This is a genomic window from Paenibacillus sp. fava2 (genome assembly GCF_058313675.1).
This window is the reverse complement of record NZ_CM177755.1, coordinates 3,047,533-3,066,993: the sequence shown is the minus strand read 5'-3', so window position 1 is coordinate 3,066,993 and position 19,461 is coordinate 3,047,533. Positions and strand designations below refer to the sequence as shown.

The following is a 19,461-nucleotide window of genomic DNA, read 5'->3' as shown; positions in this document are numbered from 1 at the left end:
TGCAGCTAAGGTGTTTTTCATACACACCCATTCTATTATTCACGATTCCTGTTCGCGAAACAACTTCCGATAAGGTACACTAGGAGCAAAGCGCTATAATAGCGCGTACCCAAGTTCATTTGTACAGGAGCGAACACAAAATGAAACGGATAACCATCCTTATCGCCGATGACGATGCGGAAATTGCCGGACTGGTAGCTCTGCATCTGGAAAAAGAGGGCTATCACACGGTTAAGGTGACCGATGGCAAAGCCGCAGTCCAAGCCGTGCAGTCCCGCCACATTGATCTGGCGGTTCTTGATATCATGATGCCCGGGCTGGACGGGCATGAGGTGACCCGGCAGATCCGGGAGCAGCATCAGCTGCCGATTATTTTTCTGAGCGCGAAGACCTCGGACCTCGACAAAATCACCGGCCTGGTCATCGGAGCTGACGATTATATGACCAAGCCGTTTAACCCGATGGAGCTGGTCGCCCGGGTGAACGCGCAGCTGCGCCGCTTCATGCAGCTTAACCAGCCGCAGGCAGAGCGCAAGCCGGTGCTGGAATCCGGCGGGCTGGTCATTGACCCGGACCGCCGGACGGTAGAGCTGTTCGGGAACAATGTGGAGCTGACACCCAAGGAATTTGATATCCTGTACCTTCTGGCCAGCTACCCCAAGAAGGTGTTCAGCGCGGAGAATCTGTTTCAGCAGGTGTGGGGCGAGGCTTATTTTGAGAGCGGGAATACGGTTATGGTTCATATCCGCACCTTGCGTAAAAAGCTTGGCGAAGAGCAGGACAAGAATAAACTGATCAAAACCATATGGGGAGTAGGTTATACATTCAATGGCTAGACGGTTTCGCAGCTTCCGCTTTCAGATGATTTTCCTGCTCACACTGAGCATGCTCTGCTCCGGCATTCTGACCTATGCGCTGTACAAGATGCTGCAGCAGTACTATACAGCTAACGTGTTGGCCGAGGACCCGCTGGCCCGGTTCCGGTATTTTATCGGTAACATCGGGGACCTGAATTTTTTTCTGATCTTTTTTGTCCCGCTGGCCCTTGTCTTCTTCTATCTGTTTACACAGCCTTACGCCCGCTATTTCCGGGAAATCTCGCAGCAGATCCGCCAGCTGGCCGAAGGTAATTTCAGCAGCCGGATCATCATCCCCTCGAAGGATGAGTTCGGGGATATTGCCGCCGACCTGAATCTGGCCAGCGGCAAGCTGCAGCAGGCCGTGGAGCGCGGGGATTTCGCCGAGAACAGCAAGGACCAGCTGGTGCTCAATCTGGCGCATGACCTGCGCACCCCGCTGACCTCAGTGCTGGGCTATCTCGATTATGTGCTGAAGGATGAGGAATTAAGTGCCGAGCAGGTCCGGCATTATACCTCGATTGCCTATACCAAATCACGGCGGCTGGAGCGGCTGATCGACGAGCTGTTTGAGCTTACCCGGATGAACTACGGCATGCTGAAGGTGGACAGCAGTCCGCTCGATTTGAGTGAGCTGCTCGTCCAGCTGCATGAAGAGCTGTACCCGCTGCTGGACAACAACGGGCTGACCGCCCGGCTGGAGCTTGCTCCGGCAATGGAGATTCAAGGCGACGGGGAGCTGCTGGCCCGCGTCTTTGAGAATCTGCTGACCAATGCAGTCCGGTACGGCAAAGACGGCCAGTTCGTGGATATCAGCTGTAATGCTGAAGACGGACAAGCCGTCGTCAGGGTGACTAATTACGGAGGCAGTATCCTGCCTGCGGATTTGCCTTATGTCTTTGATATGTTTTATACCGGTGACCGTGCGCGCAGCCATCAGGAGGGCAGCACCGGGCTCGGCCTTTTTATCGCCAAAAACATAGTTGAGCAGCATAAAGGCACCATTACCGTACACAGCGATCCTGTGCGTACAAGCTTTGAGGTAAAGCTGCCGCTTGGCGTGTAAGCAGAAATCAGCCTGTTCCTTAGCCCTGTTTTTAAGAAAAAGTTTATTTTTACCCCGCTTCTTTTTAAACGGTCAGCTCTATTCTTGAGTTATCAGGATTAGGAGGATGCCGGAATGAAGAAACGGTTTTTTTGTGCGGTTATAATTGCATTGCTGGGATGGGAGGCCTTACATCAGCCTAAAGGTGATCAAAGTCCGGCAGACGGACTGCAGATGGTGCAGGTCATGAACGGGGAAGGTAAAAGCTCGGATCTGACCGCTATTTCCGCAAGCCGGATCTATCAGGGCAATCTTCTGCTGGTGAACAAGGATTATGCGGTGCACCCAGAGGGGATAACGTCTGACATCATTAGCCTGGCAGAGCACGGGGAGTTGACTGCCGGTTACGCGCTGCTTGATAACAGCACCCAATTATCCAAAACAGTAGCCACGCAGTTCTCCAGGATGGTTGAAGCAGCAGGCGGGGACGGGGTCAGCCAGTTTCTGATCAGCAGCGGCTACCGTGATACGGACAAACAGAAACAGCTCTATGAGGAAAAAGGCCAAGGTTACGCCCTCCCTCCCGGCCACAGCGAGCATAACCTTGGCCTGTCCCTGGACATCGGGTCCTCGCAGATGGAGATGAGCCGCGCACCTGAAGGACGCTGGCTTGAGGCCAACGCCTGGGATTATGGCTTCATCCTCCGTTATCCCAAGGACAAGTCGGACATCACCGGCATCCAGTATGAGCCCTGGCATTTCCGCTATGTCGGCTTGCCCCATAGCATTATTATGCGCGACAAGCATTACACCCTTGAGGAGTACCTTGATTATCTGAAAGAGCAGCAATCGGTTACGCTGAAAGTGAAGGGGATCATCTACCACATCTCCTATTATCCTGTTACCGGCAGCAGCACCTTTATCCCCATACCTGCCGGGCAGCAATATGATATATCCGGCAACAACATGGATGGAGTAATCGTAACGGCGCATCCATAATATTCCTTAGCTCAGCAGCAACCCTCATCTCAGAAAGGAGCATTATCCCATGAATCAGACCAGAGTTATGCATGAAAAAAAGACTGCCCCTGTGAAAAGCACAGCGCAGACTTCTTCTGCCTCTTTTGCCAAACTCCGTTCAGCCGGACTGCAGGCCTTATTTGCCGTCTATATTTATGTGCTCTTCAAAATCATATTGTTCAAGTTCAGTCCGATCGATTTCCGGTTTTTGTGGCACCAGCTGCAGCGCAGCCCGGACACCATAGTGCGTCAGCTGCGGCTGGGTAATTTCACTCCGCTGGAGACGGTCTACAATACGTTTGATCCGGTTACTGTAACCAAGCTGGTGAACCTGACCGGGAATATCGCGTTGTTTATCCCGTTCGGCATTTTTATGGCCCTGCTGTCCTCCAACCGGCAAATCACCTGGTTCGGGGTAATGTTACGCTCCTTCGGGCTCAGCGCTGTGCTTGAATGCGCACAGGGGCTGTTTTCAATCGGAACATTCGATGTCGATGATCTGCTCCTGAATACTTTGGGCGGCGTGCTCGGCTATTGCCTGTTCAGGCTAGGGAAGGCAGGCCGAAAAGCCCGTCCGTCACAGTAGAGTAACGGCGGGCAAGTAACTAATGTCGGCTGTCAGCGCCGGTGTATGTGCCCATGGGCTTTGGGCTATTGCTCGAGTAATGATACAGGGAGTCGCTGAACAAGTTTGTTGATGAACTAACCTAATTTGCAAGCTGCCGCTGATCTGACTAAGTGGAAATTCGGCACCTAATTCTCGAGAAAACGTTGGAACGGAACGCTTAGTTGGAAAAAAGACACTTAATTGCACTCCTCCTGAACTAAAACCGGGTTTGAGGCTGAAATAAGTGGCGTTTTTCCACCTAACGGACGAGAAAGATGAGAAATGTTGAATTTAGGTGCCGAAAATCCAACTAATACTTGGGGCGTCTGGTGGGCAGTTGCTGGTGTTGGTGTTACTTGTGCCGGTGTTGCTGGTGTTGGTGTTGCGAGTACTGCTGGTGTTGCTAATTTTACTGGTTTTACTGGTTTTACTGGTTTAGCAAGTAATGATGGTGTTACAGGTGTTTCGAGTATTGCTGTTTTTACTGATTTTGTTGGTAGTACTAGTACTACTGGTTTTGCCAGGGCTGCGGTTGATACTGGAGCCCGCCTGTACCCTCCATCTACATCGGTGAGGTATAGCGGCTGTATTGAATATCCAGCTCCTTGAAGCTTTCTCCGCTCTGCGCCAGAAAGGAGCTGTTGATTCCTTCCGCCCCGAGCCAGTTGATGCCAAGCAGCAGTCCGTCTGCTGTCCTGGCCGCAAACAGCAGCGAGAACATCTGCGGAATGACTTCACCGCCGTCATCGACACGCCAGACAGAATACTCGTTGTCGGTAATCTCGGCCGGATAATCCATGAAGCTGAGCTTACCGTCCTCCTCCAACACCAGACTGAACAGCATATCCTGGTTCTGTCTGACGAACTGGACGAGATACAGCTCCCGGCCCGGCGGCAAGGAGGCCAGCTTCCAGGCAGACATGATCTCTCTTTGCTTGGCTTCTGCAATGCTCTTGCGAACCGCATCAGCTTCAGGCAGCTGTTCAGCCTCTGCTGGTGCAGGCTCCACTGTTACCAGAGCAGCTTGATCAAAGGCTGAGGAATCAGCCAGATAATAGGTTTCATCCGGCTTTGCCGCTCCGCCCACCACCTTGAACACATAGCCGGACAAGTTGGGCAGATTAACTGCCAGCTCCCGGCCGTTGCTCTGGTCATTCCCCTCCTGCCACTGCTCGAACCTTACCGTGAGTACTTGGCCGCCGCTGCCGATGGCGGTATTCAGAGCCTGCATCTGCTCTTCCCGGTCATTGTTCTCCCGGGTTACCAGAATTTGCTTGCCGGCTTCCCCGGCAAAACCGAATACCGGCTGCAGCGCAGCCGGATCAAGCACCGCCGCAAGGACGGGCGTTGCCGCTGGGCCGGGCGTTTGCGTTGCCGTAGAGGCTCCGGCACTTGCAGCAGCAGTTGCTGACGCAACCGGACTCCCATCTCCCTGATTAGCGTTCCGGTCTTGCCCAGATCCAGTGCAGCCCGCCAGGCTCAGCGAAACAGCCAAGACAAACGGCAATACAGCAGCCTGCCTCAATCTAAGGGACCTGCTGAATATCTCGATGCGACGGTATGCTCTCATATACTGCTTCATTCCTTTCCCTCCTCAGAGAGTTAGAATATGCCCATACTCAGATAGCGTTCCCCCGTATCCGGCGCAATACACAGCACCCGCTTGCCGGGGCCGAGCCGGCGGGCTTCCTGCAGTGCGGTCCAGACCGCTGCGCCGCCGGAAGGACCGATCAGGATCCCTTCCCTGCTTGCCAGCAGCCGGACCGTTTCCAGTGCAGCATCATCCTCTACCTGAACAATCTCGTCATATACGCCAGTATTAAGAATGGCCGGGATGAAGCCGGGGCTTGTGCCGACCAGCTTATGCGGTCCGGGCTGGCCGCCGGACAGCACGGGCGAGCCGTGCGGCTCCACTACGACAATCCGGATGCCGGGCAGCTCCCGGCGCAGGACCTCGCCGGTTCCGGTAATCGTCCCTCCCGTTCCCGAGGTGGCGACAAACACATCAAGCCGCCCCTCCATCTGCTCCAGTATTTCAGGAGCGGTCGTCGTGCGGTGAATATCCGGGTTCGCAGCATTCTCGAACTGCTGCGGGATGAAGCTGCCCGGAATGGCTGCCCCCAGCTCCAGCGCCTTGGCAATTGCGCCCGGCATCCGCTCTGCTGCCGGTGTCAGCACCACTTCGGCGCCGTAAGCCTTAAGGATATTGATCCGTTCCTTCGTCATGTTATCCGGCATGACCAGAATCGCTTTATAGCCTTTTGCAGCGGCATTCATCGCAAGGCCAATGCCGGTATTGCCGCTGGTCGGCTCGATGATCGTTCCGCCGGGCTGCAGCCGTCCGTCCAGCTCCGCCTGCAGAATCAGATTATAGGCCGCACGGTCTTTTACACTGCCGCTGGGGTTGAACATCTCCAGCTTTACATATACCTCGGCATCCTCCGGACCGGTCAGCCGGTTCAGCCGCACAGCAGGTGTGTCCCCGATCAATTCGGCGATATTGTTTACTACTTTTGTTGTCATACTTGCGTCCTCCCCTTATCCTTCCTGATATACATTATACAATGAACGGCGGCCAAGGACCTGTAATCAACAAGTCCTTGACCGCCGCCGTTTGTTTAAGCGCTACACTTCCGGTTTGCTCATTTCTCCCGGACAACCAATAATACGCCTATAAAAATGAATGCAGTGCCTGTCCAAAAAGACAAACCGATCTGTTCACCAAGCAGCAGCCATCCCAGCAGTGTGCCGACGATCGGCTGCAGAAAGAAAAACAATCCGCCGCTTGAAGCATTCAGCATCTGCAGTCCGCGGTTCCACAGCAGAAAGCCGCAGGCTGTCGAAATAATCCCCAGATACAGGAGGCCGCCCCAGATCGACGGGTGCAGCATTGCCTGGATATCAAGCCTTGGGAGCCGGCTTACCGTAAACGGAGTAAGCACAACAACGGCAACGAGGATGCTGTAGAACGTAACAACAATCTGTGAATACTGTCCCGGCACTTTTTTAATCAGAACAGACATGAGCGCCCAGGTTAACGCCGCAACAAGCAGGGATATACCCCCAAGCTGCAGCGACGGGTCAATGCTACCTGTCCCTACGATAACGCCTACGCCGGCGGTTGCCAGCACGATTGATAATGCTTTTTTGAGCGTAATCCGCTCTTTGAGAATGATCCTGGCAAACAGCACCATAAACGCCGGTGTTGTCGAAGTAATGATGGCACCCATCTGTGCAGTAGACAGCATCGTGCCCGCTTCCTGGGTCAGGATGGAGACCGTGTTGCCGATCAGCCCGATCAGAACAATCAGCAGCAGATCCCGCTTCTCAATACGCCATGACTGCTTTGTCACAGTACCGATAATCAGCAGTGCTGCAATCGCAATCATATAGCGGATCCACACGATTTCGAGCGGCGGCACAACGTCCACCACATGCTTTACAACAACATACATTCCGCCCCAGATGCTGGCAGCCAGCGATAAATATAAGGATGCAAATAACTTCGTCTTATTCATTTGTGTACCCTCCGTTTGTTAGACAAGCTCTTGTTTGTCCTTAACGGAGTTGCAGTTTTCTGCCGTTAAGGAAGAAGAACTGCTGGTACATCATGCTCAAACCGTGGTGCAGCCATCATACGTATCAACTCGCTTTCCAAAGAATAATTTCATTACATTTTACAGGAAAGCTATGAATTAAGATAGGGTCCGTTTTATCGGGATATACAGGTCAACCTTGGCCTTGCCCTCCGGGTCTGAGCAGGGATCATTCATACAAAATTCAAGTGCATGGCGGTCATCAGGCTCATAGGTGCTTGAAGGCAGCCACTGTCCGTACACGCTATGGTAAGCTATAGCCAGCTTGTCGATAGTGTCATAGAACTTGTATAGTGCATACAACCCGCCGGGCAAGATTCTGTACGCAATGTTTGCATCCTCCGCTTCCGGAAACCCTTCCGGTACCGTTATGCAGGCATCATATCTGCAGGAGTTCTCGTCGGTTACAGCAGGATCATCCAGCGATATGCCGATAAATGTTTCCGTTGGCGGCAGACCGCTGTCCCGCACCCACGCGCCAAGAGTTTCCCACGACTTATACGTTTCAAGATAGCTGCCGACATGTCTTACATAAGCCACCTTATAGCCTGGAAGTTCCTTTAGCTCAATATTCATATCCCATACTCTCCTTATAAAATTATTGCTGGTTCTATTCAAATCATACTGTTTAGGAGGGGATAACGCTGCCGGTTTATTGCCGGAGACTAACGGAATGTTGCTGTGTTCCTGCACAGATTTTCGCATTGCGCTTGGGGTGGTGTCATAAGCCTTTTTAAAAGCGGCATTAAAGCTGGAGAGCGAGCTAAACCCGCACAGGGAGGAAATATCCAGCATTGTTTTGTTCGTTGTACTTAAATATGTAACGGCATGATGCAAACGTCTTTCTGTCAGATAATGCATTGGACTCTTATGTATAATAGCGGTAAATACTCTGGAAAAATGATATTTGGAAAAGTTAGACACCTCTGCGAGCATGTCCAGCTTGATATCCGCACCGATATTTTCTTCAATAAATTGCAGGACTGCCTCAATCCGATGCTTGTAATCGTTGATCACCTGGTATTCCCCACTTTCTGTCATCTATTTTCCAGCATAGCAAGGAACTTCCGGTTTATGCAATAAACGAATCAACCTTTCAGTCCCGTAACCCTGCATATAAAAAAACCGCTCCCCGGAAGACCGGGAAACGGAAAAGTATAGTACAGCAGCTTACGGATTGACCGTGATTGTAAACGTGGACGTGTTATTTTTGATCGGAGTCACGGTATTGGTAATCTTCAAATTATTGAATACAACGGAGCCGACCGCCGGACCCTGGCCGGGCTCTGCCGATTCGTTGGCCCAAATGCCGACCCCCGATTTGGCATCAAAGGCATCGCCGCTTTTTTGGGCACCAGAGATGGTGATGTTGGTGAAGATGGTGTCCGCTACCGGGAACTGCGGCGCTGAGCCGGCATAGTTGGTCTGGAACATGATGCCATGATAGGTCGGATCAATGATATCCACATCACTGACGCGGATGCCCTGGAATACCTTGGATGCCGAGAAGACCCATATCGCCGGGAAAGTCTGCGAACCCCAGAAGTGCCCGCCCGCCCGGACAATGGAGATATTCTGCAGGTTAGTCGTCGGCGAAGCGCCAAAACCGTTCATCGGGTAGCCGAAGTCCAGCGAGCTGATCGTAATGCCTGAGTAGCACAGTGTATCAGCGATATAGATATTACGGAAGGTATTCGCATAACCTCCGTATACCGCAACACCGGCTGCACGCCAGGTCAGAATGGAAGTCAGATTCTCATACACATTGTCCTTCATATCCGAGCCGCCGGCATCAATAGCTGAAAAGAGCGCAAAGCTGTCATCCCCGGTTGCCCGGGCTTCGTTATTGGATACAAGATTATTGGTGCTGCCGTTGGTCATGTTGATGCCGTCGGCAAAGGTGTTGCGGATCCGGGAGTTGCGGATGGTCATGTAATCGGTATTTGCCCCCCAGTACATGCACACCATATGCTCGGTCCAGATGTTGTCGATCGTTATATTAGCGACGTTAGCAAAGTCGAATACTTTGCCCGGACCGTCGATCCGCGAGGTGTAGTTCCCAAAGTAGGCGAAGCCGGAGAAGGTTGAACCATTGGCCGAGTCCGTCGCCCGGAAGCCGACATCCGTATTGGACTGGCTGGACGGTGCATAAAACCGGGTATACCATGGGCCGGCACCGACTACCTTAACAGCTTTGCCATACACCTGGAATTTATTAGATGTCTCATAATTGCCAGCAGGCAGATACACCCCTTCCAGTTTGCCGGTTGTATCCATCCGTACTTTGTCCAGGGCATTTTGTACATCCTGGTGCGTGAAGCCTGCCGGTACTGCATATTTGGCCGGATCAGGATTGGCTATCTGGGCTACCTGCTCCAGACTGATGAAGTCGATGGCATACTGTGAGGTATTGGCAGCATCCTTTTGCAGACGGATGGTGCTACCGGCCGGGATCGTGCTGTCAAACATGATATTGGCCTCATCGTAAATATGGCGCGGAGAGCCTGCACTTGGCGAGTTGCCCGGACTGGTCTCGGAGCCGTACAGCCAGGCATATTTGGAGGTCAGGTTAATCGACTTGGTAAAGACTCCGTTAACATAAATATTTAAGGTTGTATTGATACCGTCACCGCTGGCCGAATCCGGAATCGAGAACCGGGTTACCAGTGTGTTGGTGCTTGCTCTGGTTGTAAATTCTACATAGCTGCCGGTTGTATTGAGCGTCACCGCTCTTCTTCCGGATGCTTCACCGGCCAGATCGCCAATATTACGGTTTGCCGCCAGCTTGACTGCTCCGCCGCCGGTGACACCGTCCTCCGCTTCATACATGTCATACGGCATATTGGCTCCGCGGCCGATAAACAGCGGGCGTGTCTCGGTGTTATTGGCCTGCTTGACCGCAAGCTCATTTCCGTCTATGGCAATCTGCGTTTTCACGTTGTATTTCCCGTTCACCGCTGTCCATGTGCCCAGGGTAACCGGTGCTGTGGTGACGCCGCTGCTGATAATACCGCTATAGGAGCCGGTTAATGTCTTAATGACTGCATTCGTCTCCGCATCTGTAAGGGTCAGCGTAATATTGTGGGCGCCGTCCGCCGATGCGGCTGTTCCCTGATTTTTAATCGCCGCGGTGAAGGTCACGATATTGCCGCCTGCCGGATTTCCCGGTGACCAGCTGACCGCTCCGGCAACCAGATCGGAGCTGGAGACTGGTACAACAGTCAGTGAAGACGGACTTGTATAGCTGTTATTCGCTTCGTTGAGCTCGATTACTGAGTTGCCTTCGTCAACCTTGGCGCTTACTGCATATGTTCCTGCATCCTTCACCCCGATGTTCAGCGATACTGTGCTTGAAGCACCGGAAGCAAGCGTACCCACCTGAGCAGTGCCCGCAAGCGCTGTTCCCAAATAGAAGTTCACATTCGTCGCGGCAGATGCCGCAGTACCTGTGTTTTTGACAACAGCGCTCAGTGTAATATTATCCGTTTCAACCGGAGCTGCCGGATTCCAGGACAGTGCTGTTACTGTCAGATCCGGATTGGGAGCCGGTGTTCCGAAGATCTGAAACTCGGCCACCTGGCCGGCGCTTGAACCGGTATTGGCCGTAAACTTCAGCTGCAGCTCGCTGGCTGTAGAAGTAACCGGTATGGTCACTGAATTGCCACTGGCAGGATTGAAGGTATAGGTTCCTGATGGAACAAGTGTGGAGAATGACGCATTGTTCTGGTTACGGCCCAGTACCTCTATTGTTTGTGTGCGGGTTGCCCAGGCAGAGGCCGGATTCAGCTTCACAACAACTGAGGTGATATTGGCGTTCGCGCCAAGGTTCACGCTGAGTGTATTCGGATAGCTTCCGCCTGCTCCTTCCCAGTAAGTGGCCACATCTCCGTCATTGGCATTGGCCGGAACAAAGGTAAACACAGACGATGAGGCGTTCACAGCTTTTCCTATGGCCAGATTTGAAGAGGGGCCTGCAGTCGGTGAAGCTGTCGGTGACGGAGTAACGGTTGCAGTAGGTGTAGGTGTAGGCGCTACTGTCGGTGACGGCGTTGGGGCAGCTGTTGGTGCCACAGTAGGAACCGGCGTTGGAGCAATTGTAGGCGCCACTGTAGGACTTGCCGTTGGATTAGTTGAGGCTGTAAGCACCAGCTGGTCCAGATTCACATTTCCGCTGTCTGACGGATCATATTTGTAGGTAATCGTGTTCGTCCCGGCATTCAGTGTCAATGTCTCGTTTTTGACTCCCCAGGTATCCCAGTTCGCCAGATTAGGGAGCACCGTCTGTCTGATTTTTGTTCCATTGACGTAAATGCTGAGGGTCTTGGCACTCCCCGTGGCGTTAGCATACCTCAGTGCAGCATCCACATTCCCTGCTCCCGCTGCAGTTACTGTAAAGGCGGTTGCCGCTCCCTGTGCCAGATTGCCCGCAGCCGCGCTTACCGCCGGAAATATCCCCATTTGTCCCGTAATCAGCAGAACAATCAGGATATACATCCGCATTGACCTTTTAGCATACGCCTTGGTTCCGGTAGACATATTCAGCCACCTCCTGTAGATTTATCAATCTATCCCGCCTAAGTATGCGCTTACAAGTTTTTCTTTACCTATCGCCTCCTGGGTCAGCTGTAAGTCCATTGCCTTGTCCGCTGCTTCTATCATCTGAATAGGTTTTTTATGCTCCCGGCCTAAGCAGGCACACAACAAAAAGAACGGCCCGTCCCTTGCGTATCAATGCAGAACTAAAAACGCAATCGCAGGATCGGCAGACCGAACTTATCATGAGACTATCAGCTGACTAATTATGGTAATAATATAAGTTATAGAGAAGCAGTGGTCGATGACCGATTCTATGCGGAGTATGTGCAAATTAACGTACCTGAGAGGAATTCATTCGTTTCTCTGTTATTGACCGGCATCTTTTTTACCATCGGCCTGATTAAAGACCTGAAGTTCCTTCGTGCTGCAAAAGAGCAGAAATAGAAGGGACCCTGCCTATCGGCAGAGCCCCTCCGGTGCTGTATCAGGCGACATTGAACCGGGCCACCAGCCCCTGCAGCGCCTGGGCCATTGTGCTGAGCGTGCCGGCAGAGGAAGCAATCTGTTCCACGGATGCCATCTGCTCCTGGGAAGCGGCGGAGACATGCTGTGTGCTGGAGGCGGTAGTCTCCGAGATTTGTGTCACCTTGCGGATGGACTCGACAATCTCATCCGTTGCGGCTGTAATCTCCTCGACAGCGCCGGAGACCTCCTGCACCTGTCCGGCCAGTGAGTCAACGGAAATCCGGATCTCTCCAAAAGCATGTCCGGCGTTCCCGATAATGCCCGTGCCCTCCCTCACTTCACTCATGCTGAGCTTCATGGTTGTAACTGCACTGGACGCATCTTTTTGGATGCCCGCCGCCATCTCGGCAATCAGATTAGCGGATTCCCCCGACTGCTCGGCGAGCCTGCGGACCTGGTCGGCGACTACCGCGAACCCCCTGCCCTGCTCCCCGGCCCGTGCCGCTTCAATCGTTGCATTGAGGGCAAGCATGTTCGTCTGTGAGGCAATTCCTTTAATGACACCCACCAGACTTCCGATCTCCTGCGAACGGTTCACGAATCCCATCACCTGCTTGGAAAGCGAATCAATGGAAGCATTAATAGAGTCCATCTGGCGGGCCGCCGCCTGCAGCGACTCATCCCCGCTCTGCGCATATTCGGCTGACCGGACCGATGCATCCGAAATATCCTGCACACTCGCCGCAATCTGCTGGATTGCAGCGGACATTTCCAGTATCGTGGTCATATTGGTCTGCAGATCCGTCATTTGCTTGTCTGTTCCCGAGGCTACGCTGCCCATGATTCCGGCGATCTTTTCGGTTACATCCGCCGTCATTCCGCTGTCCGCAGTCAGCCTGGAGGAGGATGCCGCCAGACTGTCCGCAGACTGGCTCACCTGGCTGATGATGCTGCCCAGATTTCCTGTCATCTGATTGAAGGTATGCGCCAGCTGTCCGATCTCATCCTTGCTGCGGACAGTCAGCTTACGGGTCAGGTCTGCCCTGCCTTCGGCTATTTCCTGCAGCTGATTATTCACATCACGGATCGGCTTCAGAATGCGTCCGGACAGCAGCAGTGCAATCAGGGCGGCCAGCAGTACCGACAAGCCGGTTACCCCCAGGCTGATGCCCATAGCTGAACCGCGGTGTGAAGCTGCCTGGCTCTGAGCGGCCGTTATTTCTTTGTGCAGTACATCCTCAAATACAAGCTGTGAATCAATGATGGTATCCAGTGAGAGATTCGTGAACTCTTTTTGCGCACCGGGAAAATTCCCTTCCTTAGCCATTGCGAAAGCATTCTTAAGCACCGTCAGATAATTGCTCCATTCACTCTCCAGATTGTTGATTCCGGACAGCTCCGCTTCGTTCAGGCCTGCGTTCTTCAGCTCAGTAATTGAAGCCGTGATTTCCGGTATTTTAGCCTCATACGCCGACAGATATTTGGTACGCTCATCGTCGGTGTTGCTCATCACATATCTTGCCGCAAGCCCGTCAGCTGTGCGGATTTGATCGGTCAGCTCCTGTACCAGCGTCAGCTTGCTGTAGTTGCGGTTAATCTGGTCTGTCTGCATTGTAGCCTTGCCCTGAAACAGCGTATTGCCGGCGATTGCCAGGATAAAGACGAGTATGACGGCAGCGAACCCCATGAGGATTCTTGCCCGGATTCCTTTTACCATAAAATGTTGCCTCCCGGTTATGTATTGTCTGTTACTGATCATTCTTTTTTAATCCCTATGTACGCTCACGTTCTGCCCCAGTGCATGTCCTCCTGTCATTCATTTTGTGTCATATTCCTTATATCCATCATCCTACGCTGACAGCCTTAAATGAGCCTTAAATCAGCCTGAGCCGGAACTGAACGTTAGCTGAAAGTATAAAGCGCCTGTCCGGCCTCACCGCACAAAAAAGACCGCTGCCCGGTCAATTACCGGAACAGCGGCCTTTCTCACATACATCCATTATTCATATAAATTCCCGTTAGCCAGCTGGGCCAGCCGGGTCTGATCCAGCACGCTCAGCCTGCCCCGTTTACGCTCGATAATCCCTTCATCTATGAAGCGCCGGACAATCCGGTTGAGGTGCCGGTAGCTTGTGCCGAGCAGATCAGCTGTCTCCGTCAGGCTGGAGGTGCGGATCTCCTCAACCCGCTGGCCCCCGACGGTCTCCTCGAACAGGGACATCAGATAGCTGGCAAACCGGTTCTCCACCGGGTAGAGCAGGTTCAGCGCCGAGGTCTGGCCGAGGGTATACATTTTGTGGCTCAGCTCCCCCATCAGAAAACGCAGCAGGGCCGTATTCTCTTCCAGCTCTCTTAGCAGCATCTTGCGTGAGGCTACGAGCAGCAGGCTGCTGCCTACGGCAACCACCTCATTTTTGACCGGATACTGCCTTAGCAGCTCTACATCCCCGATCACGGACATCGGCCTGGCGAAGCGCACCAGCATCGATTTGCCGTTAGGCAGCAGCGTGTGGATTTTCAGCTTGCCCTCCATCAGAATGAACATGCTCTCCAGCCGGTCGCCGACCGAGCAGATCACATCACCGTCCCCGTAACGCCGCAGCTCCATCGCGGCAATGTCAGCTCGGCTGAACATTTTATCCAGGCCGTTACTCTCCGCCAGCCGCCGGACCGCTTCAGGGTCCATTATTGACTGCATTGTATTTCCTCCTTGAGACCTGCGTATGTACAAGGTTAAGCTCCGCATAGAAGCACCCGCATGATGCTCTAACTGTAACATAACCGGATACAATTCTGAAAGAATGAGGGTCTCAGGACTATTTTGCCGTATTCACATATTCCTGCAGCGCCTGCTGTCCGCGGTATTGCGCTACATTAAAGGAAGGCCATTCCTGCTGCCCCTCCCCCCGCCGGTTAGACCATTTGTCGCTAAGCTCCTGCTTGAGCAGATCATTATTCTGTTTACTGAAGTCAATCAGCAGCGGAACCGTTTCCCAGGACAATCCGCTCAAATAAGGGGCATCGATGTCTCCGCTGGACTCATACCGGGCGATGTTCTGGGAGGCGATAATCCGGTCCATGCCGATGTAATTCATGAAGACATAGGAGAGCAGGCCAAGCACCACATACCATTTTATAAGCGGAAATTCTCTCTTGCTTATCCGTACAGCAGCGAGAATCAGCAGCAGTCCCAGAAAAATCATAAAGGCGTGTACCAGAAACCGTATCTCTGTATAGCCGTAAGCCTCCTCATATAAAGCAAGCCGGGAATAGGCCGAATACAGCATGACTACCGAACACAGCACCAGAATATACAGCAGTGTGCGGATGACGGCCAGCAGTCTTGCTTTGGCCCGGGGCAGGGCAAGCAGCGACAGCAGCAGCAGGCCGAAGTTAATCGACGTAACCATAATCAGCTCAAAAAAACCGCTCCGTGCATAATCGGCATACGTGCTCCCCTGCGGCAAAGCTCCTTCCCAGGCACCGAACAGGTAGGAGAACTGTACACTTACAAACAGCACATACACTGTATTGACCGCCATCAGGACCGTTGTAGCAATGACCGGGTCAACCGTGAGCTCGAAGGGTTCCATCCGCGGCTCTCCCTCTTTGGGTACGATAACCTGCCGCTCGATTCGTTTAAATGCAACAAACCCCCATAAATAGCTGAACAGCCCGATTCCCAGCACCACACTCCACAGCGTCCGTCCGAACCCTTCACTGAAGGAAATCCGCTCCAGCAGCTCCGGGAATTTGTTAAGAATCTGGTTGAATACGCCGTCTGCCGAAGAGAGCAGCGACACAACGATCAGCAGCAGCGGAAAGGACAGCAGCAGACCGGCGAGCACTTTAAGGTATACCTGCTTACGTTCGTTCTTTAGTCCTTCTCCGCCTGTTCTTCGGATAACTGTGAACACCGTAGGCCAGTGCCGCGGACCCTGGGCAAAAAAATGCTCCAGCGCAGCGCCGATCAGCTGAATTCCGCTCCATGAAGGCCGGCGGTAGCTTAGCAGGTAGGTCATATGTAAGAGAATCAGTACCGGAAGCACCAGCAGGTTAAGCCCGAAGAAAAACCAGCTTGTGAACAGCACAAAGGTCATGGCGAGCAAAAATATCGCAGCCAGCCATACATAGTCAAACCACTTCAGCGGGCGCAGCTGGTCCTTCGCATAATACAGCATGAAACAATAGAATAGGACGACAAAGATGGGATAAGAGACTCCGGGCTTATGGCCAAAAAACAAGTACTGGTGCACGATTGCCAGCAGCAAGGCCGCAGCCAGTGCGGAAAGCGCAGACCTCGGAATAACGGGGACTTTCTCTTCCATGGGAATTCCCTCCAGTTTTTCACTTTCTTAACCTGATTCTAGCTGATAAAATAAGAAGAAAAAGAGAAAAAATATTTAACTCATTTCCTATTTTATTGAAAGGAGCTGCCGATATGAAGCTTCACAGCCAGTTTCTGAGGCTGCATTCCATGCACGGAGGAGCAGAAGAAGCTTCCGTTACCCTGGATGAGCTGGCCCATACCCTGGGCTGTACCCACCGTAACACGCTGCATGTCATTAAGAAGCTGGCCGAGCAGGGCTGGGTCTGCTGGACCCCCAGCCGGGGACGCGGCCGGCGCTCCTCTCTTAGGTTCCTCGCGGATGCCGAGGAAATTGCGCTTAGCTCCATGATGCAGGCCATCAGCAGCAGCGAAATCCGCAGCGCCATCGACGGGATCCGCGGACATGCCCGCTCCTCCTCCCTGCAGGATACCCTCCAGGGCTGGCTGCTGGCCTATTTCGGCTATCATTCCGAGCTGCGCAGCGACAAACGGATTGATACGCTGCGTCTTCCGGTCCGGCAGCAGCTGCACAACCTGGACCCGCTGTATATGAATCTGCTGGCTGAATCCTTCGTATCCAGCCATGTCTTTGACGGTCTGGTTGCGCGCAGCGGCGGGCAGGACCGAATTATTCCCGCTCTTGCCCATACCTGGGATACCAGTGAGCAGCGCACCGTCTGGACCTTCCATCTGCGCAAGGATGTACTGTTTCATCACGGAAAGGTGCTTGCTGCCGAAGATGTCGTTTACTCCTTCAAGCGGATGATGGATTCTTCACAGCGGCTGCTGTACAGCAACATTTTCAGGGATATCCGGGAAGTGAAGGCGCTTAATCCGGGAACGGTGCGCTTTTTGCTGAAGCAGCCGAATGAACTGTTTCTCCCTTTTCTGTGCACCAGCCGCGCTGCGATCGTTCCGCGTGATCTGGAGACAGCCTTTGCCGGCAGCTTTGGGCGCAGACCCGCCGGCACCGGACCGTTCAAGCTGGTGGAAATGAATGAGGATCTGTGCACACTGGAGGTGTTCCCTTATTATTTTCAGGGCCGGGCACATCTGGACCGGGTGGAGATTCTGCATGTTCCGTGGGATATTTCGGCAGCCGAACCTGAGACCGGCTCAGCCTTCCATATTGTTCATAATCCATCCGCCGGCGGTTCGGCTGCCTGGAGCCGGATTCATTCGGAGTATTCGGTACGCAAATTCGTGACCTGCAACACGAAGAAAAAAGGTCCGCTCAGCGATCCGCTGGTCCGTGCAGAGGTACTGTCCTGCCTTAGCGGAGGCATTACATCTGCCGGGGGTAGGGCGGCCGAAAGACAGCAGATTGAAGCGGCTGTGGTGGTTGAGTCTGAGAGTGCCGGTGCTGCCGATGATGCGGTTCGCCCGGATGGCGTGGATGATAGAGCAGAATTGGAAACAGCAGCTAAAGCAATGGCAGCTGCGGCCGCACCAGCGCTGCAAATTGCAACGATCCCGCAGTATGCCGGAGATGCTGAAGCGGTAGCCGCGAAGCTGACCGGCTGCGGGTATGCCTGCCATGTATTATCTGTGTCTCCGGAAGAATTCAAAGGTCCGGTCCGGCTGCAGGCAGATCTGATTCTCTTCTCGCTGCTGCGCGATCAGGATGAGCAGCTGCGGCTGTCCGATCTTTACTCTACGATGGTGCAGCACCTGGAGCCGCAGATCCGTGCCGATATTGAAGGAAGGCTGCAGATCATCGCCCGGGAGCCGGATAGCAAGGCAAGGACAGCCGGATTTCAGCAGATTGAAGACAGCCTGCGGCAGAAGCATCAGCTGCATATCCTCTACGAAAAGCCGGCCGAAACCGCCTACCTCCCCTCTGTCCGGGGGGTTACTTTTAACAGCCAGGGCTGGGTGGATCTGCGGCATCTGTGGTTTCCGCCGGAGCTATGATTATGTTCCCTATGCCAAATTGGTAAATATATCTCCGGTTTGGTATATTATAGCGGAGGGGGATTTGAATGAGACTAGCAGAAGCACTTGTGCTGCGGGCAGACTGCCAGCGGAAGGTGGCGCAGCTGAAGCAGCGCCTCGGAAGAGTCATTAAGGTTCAGGAGGGAGATCAGCCATCTGAGCCGCCTGCTGAGCTGCTTCATGAATTGAAGCGGACGCTGGATGAGCTGGCCGTCTGGGTCAAGAGGATCAACAAAACGAACTCCTTGAGTCCGTTTAATGCGGACCTTACCCTATCGGAGGCGCTGGCTGAACGGGAGCGGATCATGCAGCACCGTAATATTTTGAATGAGCTGCTGAACGAGGCTTCAATCAAGCAGGAGCGTTACGGCCGGCAGGAAGTCAAATTCTATACAACGATAGAAGTCACTGCCCTGCAGAAGGAAGTAGACGAGCTGTCCAAGCAATACCGTGAGCTGGATTTCCGGATTCAGGAGAAGAACTGGAGCACGGATCTGATAGAGTAATGGATGAAAGCAAGTTGGTAGCCGGACATACAGGTGAGCACAACCCGCCAACAGGGTTAGTTGGACAAACTGGTGTAGATGCTGGGCCATGTCTGCAAAATTTATTGCTTAGCCCAATATTGTTACAAGAGTGCGCGGAGCATGTAACCAGGCTGAATTTTTATAACTGTTAACTACCATGTGCTGATGTATGCTTCCGGTGAGGGCGGGTTCGGGGACTTGTCAGGTTTAATTGGCGTAAAAAAAGCGGCAGCCGGGAAGTGTTACCTCCGGCTGCCGTTTTTATGTTAGGTTGAGCGTCACTGTCCAGGATTTAGTTGGATTTTCGCTACTTAGATTCTTCATTTCCGCTCACTTCTAATGATTAGGTGGAAAATCGCTACTTATTTTCGGCTAAATTACCCAATTTGAGCGAAAGCGGTAAAATTAAGTGACGTTATTCCAACTAGATTCCTCCTCCCGGCATTTTGCCCGGAAATAGATGACGAATTTCCACTTAGTTCCTATCGCCACACTGTTCAGCACCTTCTGATTGATTAAGCAACCAGCATAGCAAGGTAACTC

At 53.0% G+C, this 19,461-nt stretch carries 15 protein-coding genes; 7 read left to right on the top strand and 8 right to left on the bottom strand.

What is annotated here, in order from left to right:
- The first annotated feature begins 140 nt into the window (after window positions 1-140).
- From AC4G46_RS13005 to AC4G46_RS12985, 5 genes are all read left to right on the top strand, one after another.
- Complete coding sequence (locus tag AC4G46_RS13005) at window positions 141-836, top strand: response regulator transcription factor (protein WP_491128298.1); 696 nt, start codon at window positions 141-143, stop codon at window positions 834-836.
- Window positions 829-1,923, top strand: a complete 1,095-nt coding sequence (locus AC4G46_RS13000; protein ID WP_491128297.1) for a sensor histidine kinase — start codon at window positions 829-831, stop codon at window positions 1,921-1,923. Before AC4G46_RS13005 ends, AC4G46_RS13000 begins: the two co-directional genes overlap by 8 nt.
- A gap of 114 nt (window positions 1,924-2,037) precedes the next feature.
- Window positions 2,038-2,901 carry a M15 family metallopeptidase gene (locus AC4G46_RS12995; protein ID WP_491128296.1) on the top strand — a complete coding sequence of 288 codons (864 nt, stop codon included), beginning with the start codon at window positions 2,038-2,040 and terminating at the stop codon, window positions 2,899-2,901.
- Window positions 2,902-2,950: 49 nt separating this feature from the next.
- Entirely contained in the window at window positions 2,951-3,508 is a 558-nt protein-coding gene (locus AC4G46_RS12990; protein WP_491128295.1) for a VanZ family protein, read from the top strand.
- 303 nt (window positions 3,509-3,811) lie between these two features.
- Entirely contained in the window at window positions 3,812-4,138 is a 327-nt protein-coding gene (locus AC4G46_RS12985) for a hypothetical protein (RefSeq protein ID WP_491128294.1), read from the top strand.
- On the opposite strand, the gene AC4G46_RS12980 is transcribed toward AC4G46_RS12985, so the two are convergent.
- The 8 genes from AC4G46_RS12980 to AC4G46_RS12945 form a co-directional block, all read right to left on the bottom strand.
- Window positions 4,092-5,111 (bottom strand): hypothetical protein, encoded by a 1,020-nt coding sequence (locus AC4G46_RS12980; RefSeq protein WP_491128293.1) that lies wholly within the window; start codon window positions 5,109-5,111, stop codon window positions 4,092-4,094. The two genes, AC4G46_RS12985 and AC4G46_RS12980, sit on opposite strands and share 47 nt — an antisense overlap.
- Window positions 5,112-5,131: 20 nt before the next feature.
- Window positions 5,132-6,052 (bottom strand): cysteine synthase A, encoded by a 921-nt coding sequence (gene cysK / locus AC4G46_RS12975; RefSeq protein WP_491128292.1) that lies wholly within the window; start codon window positions 6,050-6,052, stop codon window positions 5,132-5,134.
- 119 nt (window positions 6,053-6,171) lie between these two features.
- Window positions 6,172-7,047, bottom strand: coding sequence for a DMT family transporter (locus AC4G46_RS12970; protein WP_491128291.1), 876 nt, complete (start codon window positions 7,045-7,047; stop codon window positions 6,172-6,174).
- Between the two features lie 177 nt (window positions 7,048-7,224).
- Entirely contained in the window at window positions 7,225-8,166 is a 942-nt protein-coding gene (locus AC4G46_RS12965) for an AraC family transcriptional regulator (RefSeq protein ID WP_491128290.1), read from the bottom strand.
- A gap of 129 nt (window positions 8,167-8,295) precedes the next feature.
- Window positions 8,296-11,661 carry a CARDB domain-containing protein gene (locus AC4G46_RS12960; RefSeq protein WP_491128289.1) on the bottom strand — a complete coding sequence of 1,122 codons (3,366 nt, stop codon included), beginning with the start codon at window positions 11,659-11,661 and terminating at the stop codon, window positions 8,296-8,298.
- A 484-nt stretch (window positions 11,662-12,145) separates the two neighbouring features.
- Window positions 12,146-13,843 (bottom strand): methyl-accepting chemotaxis protein, encoded by a 1,698-nt coding sequence (locus AC4G46_RS12955; protein ID WP_491128288.1) that lies wholly within the window; start codon window positions 13,841-13,843, stop codon window positions 12,146-12,148.
- A gap of 282 nt (window positions 13,844-14,125) precedes the next feature.
- A complete protein-coding gene (locus tag AC4G46_RS12950; protein WP_491128287.1) occupies window positions 14,126-14,824 on the bottom strand; it encodes a Crp/Fnr family transcriptional regulator in 699 nt (232 codons plus the stop codon).
- Window positions 14,825-14,942: 118 nt separating this feature from the next.
- Window positions 14,943-16,454, bottom strand: a complete 1,512-nt coding sequence (locus AC4G46_RS12945) for a DUF4153 domain-containing protein (protein WP_491128286.1) — start codon at window positions 16,452-16,454, stop codon at window positions 14,943-14,945.
- A 113-nt stretch (window positions 16,455-16,567) separates the two neighbouring features.
- Between AC4G46_RS12945 and AC4G46_RS12940 the strand changes: the two genes are divergently transcribed.
- Window positions 16,568-18,370: an ABC transporter substrate-binding protein gene (locus tag AC4G46_RS12940; RefSeq protein ID WP_491128285.1), complete on the top strand. Its 1,803-nt coding sequence runs from the start codon at window positions 16,568-16,570 to the stop codon at window positions 18,368-18,370.
- Between the two features lie 68 nt (window positions 18,371-18,438).
- The gene (locus tag AC4G46_RS12935; RefSeq protein ID WP_491128284.1) at window positions 18,439-18,897 is read left to right on the top strand and encodes a DIP1984 family protein; all 459 of its coding nucleotides are present in this window, start codon (window positions 18,439-18,441) and stop codon (window positions 18,895-18,897) included.
- Window positions 18,898-19,461: the final 564 nt, after the last annotated feature.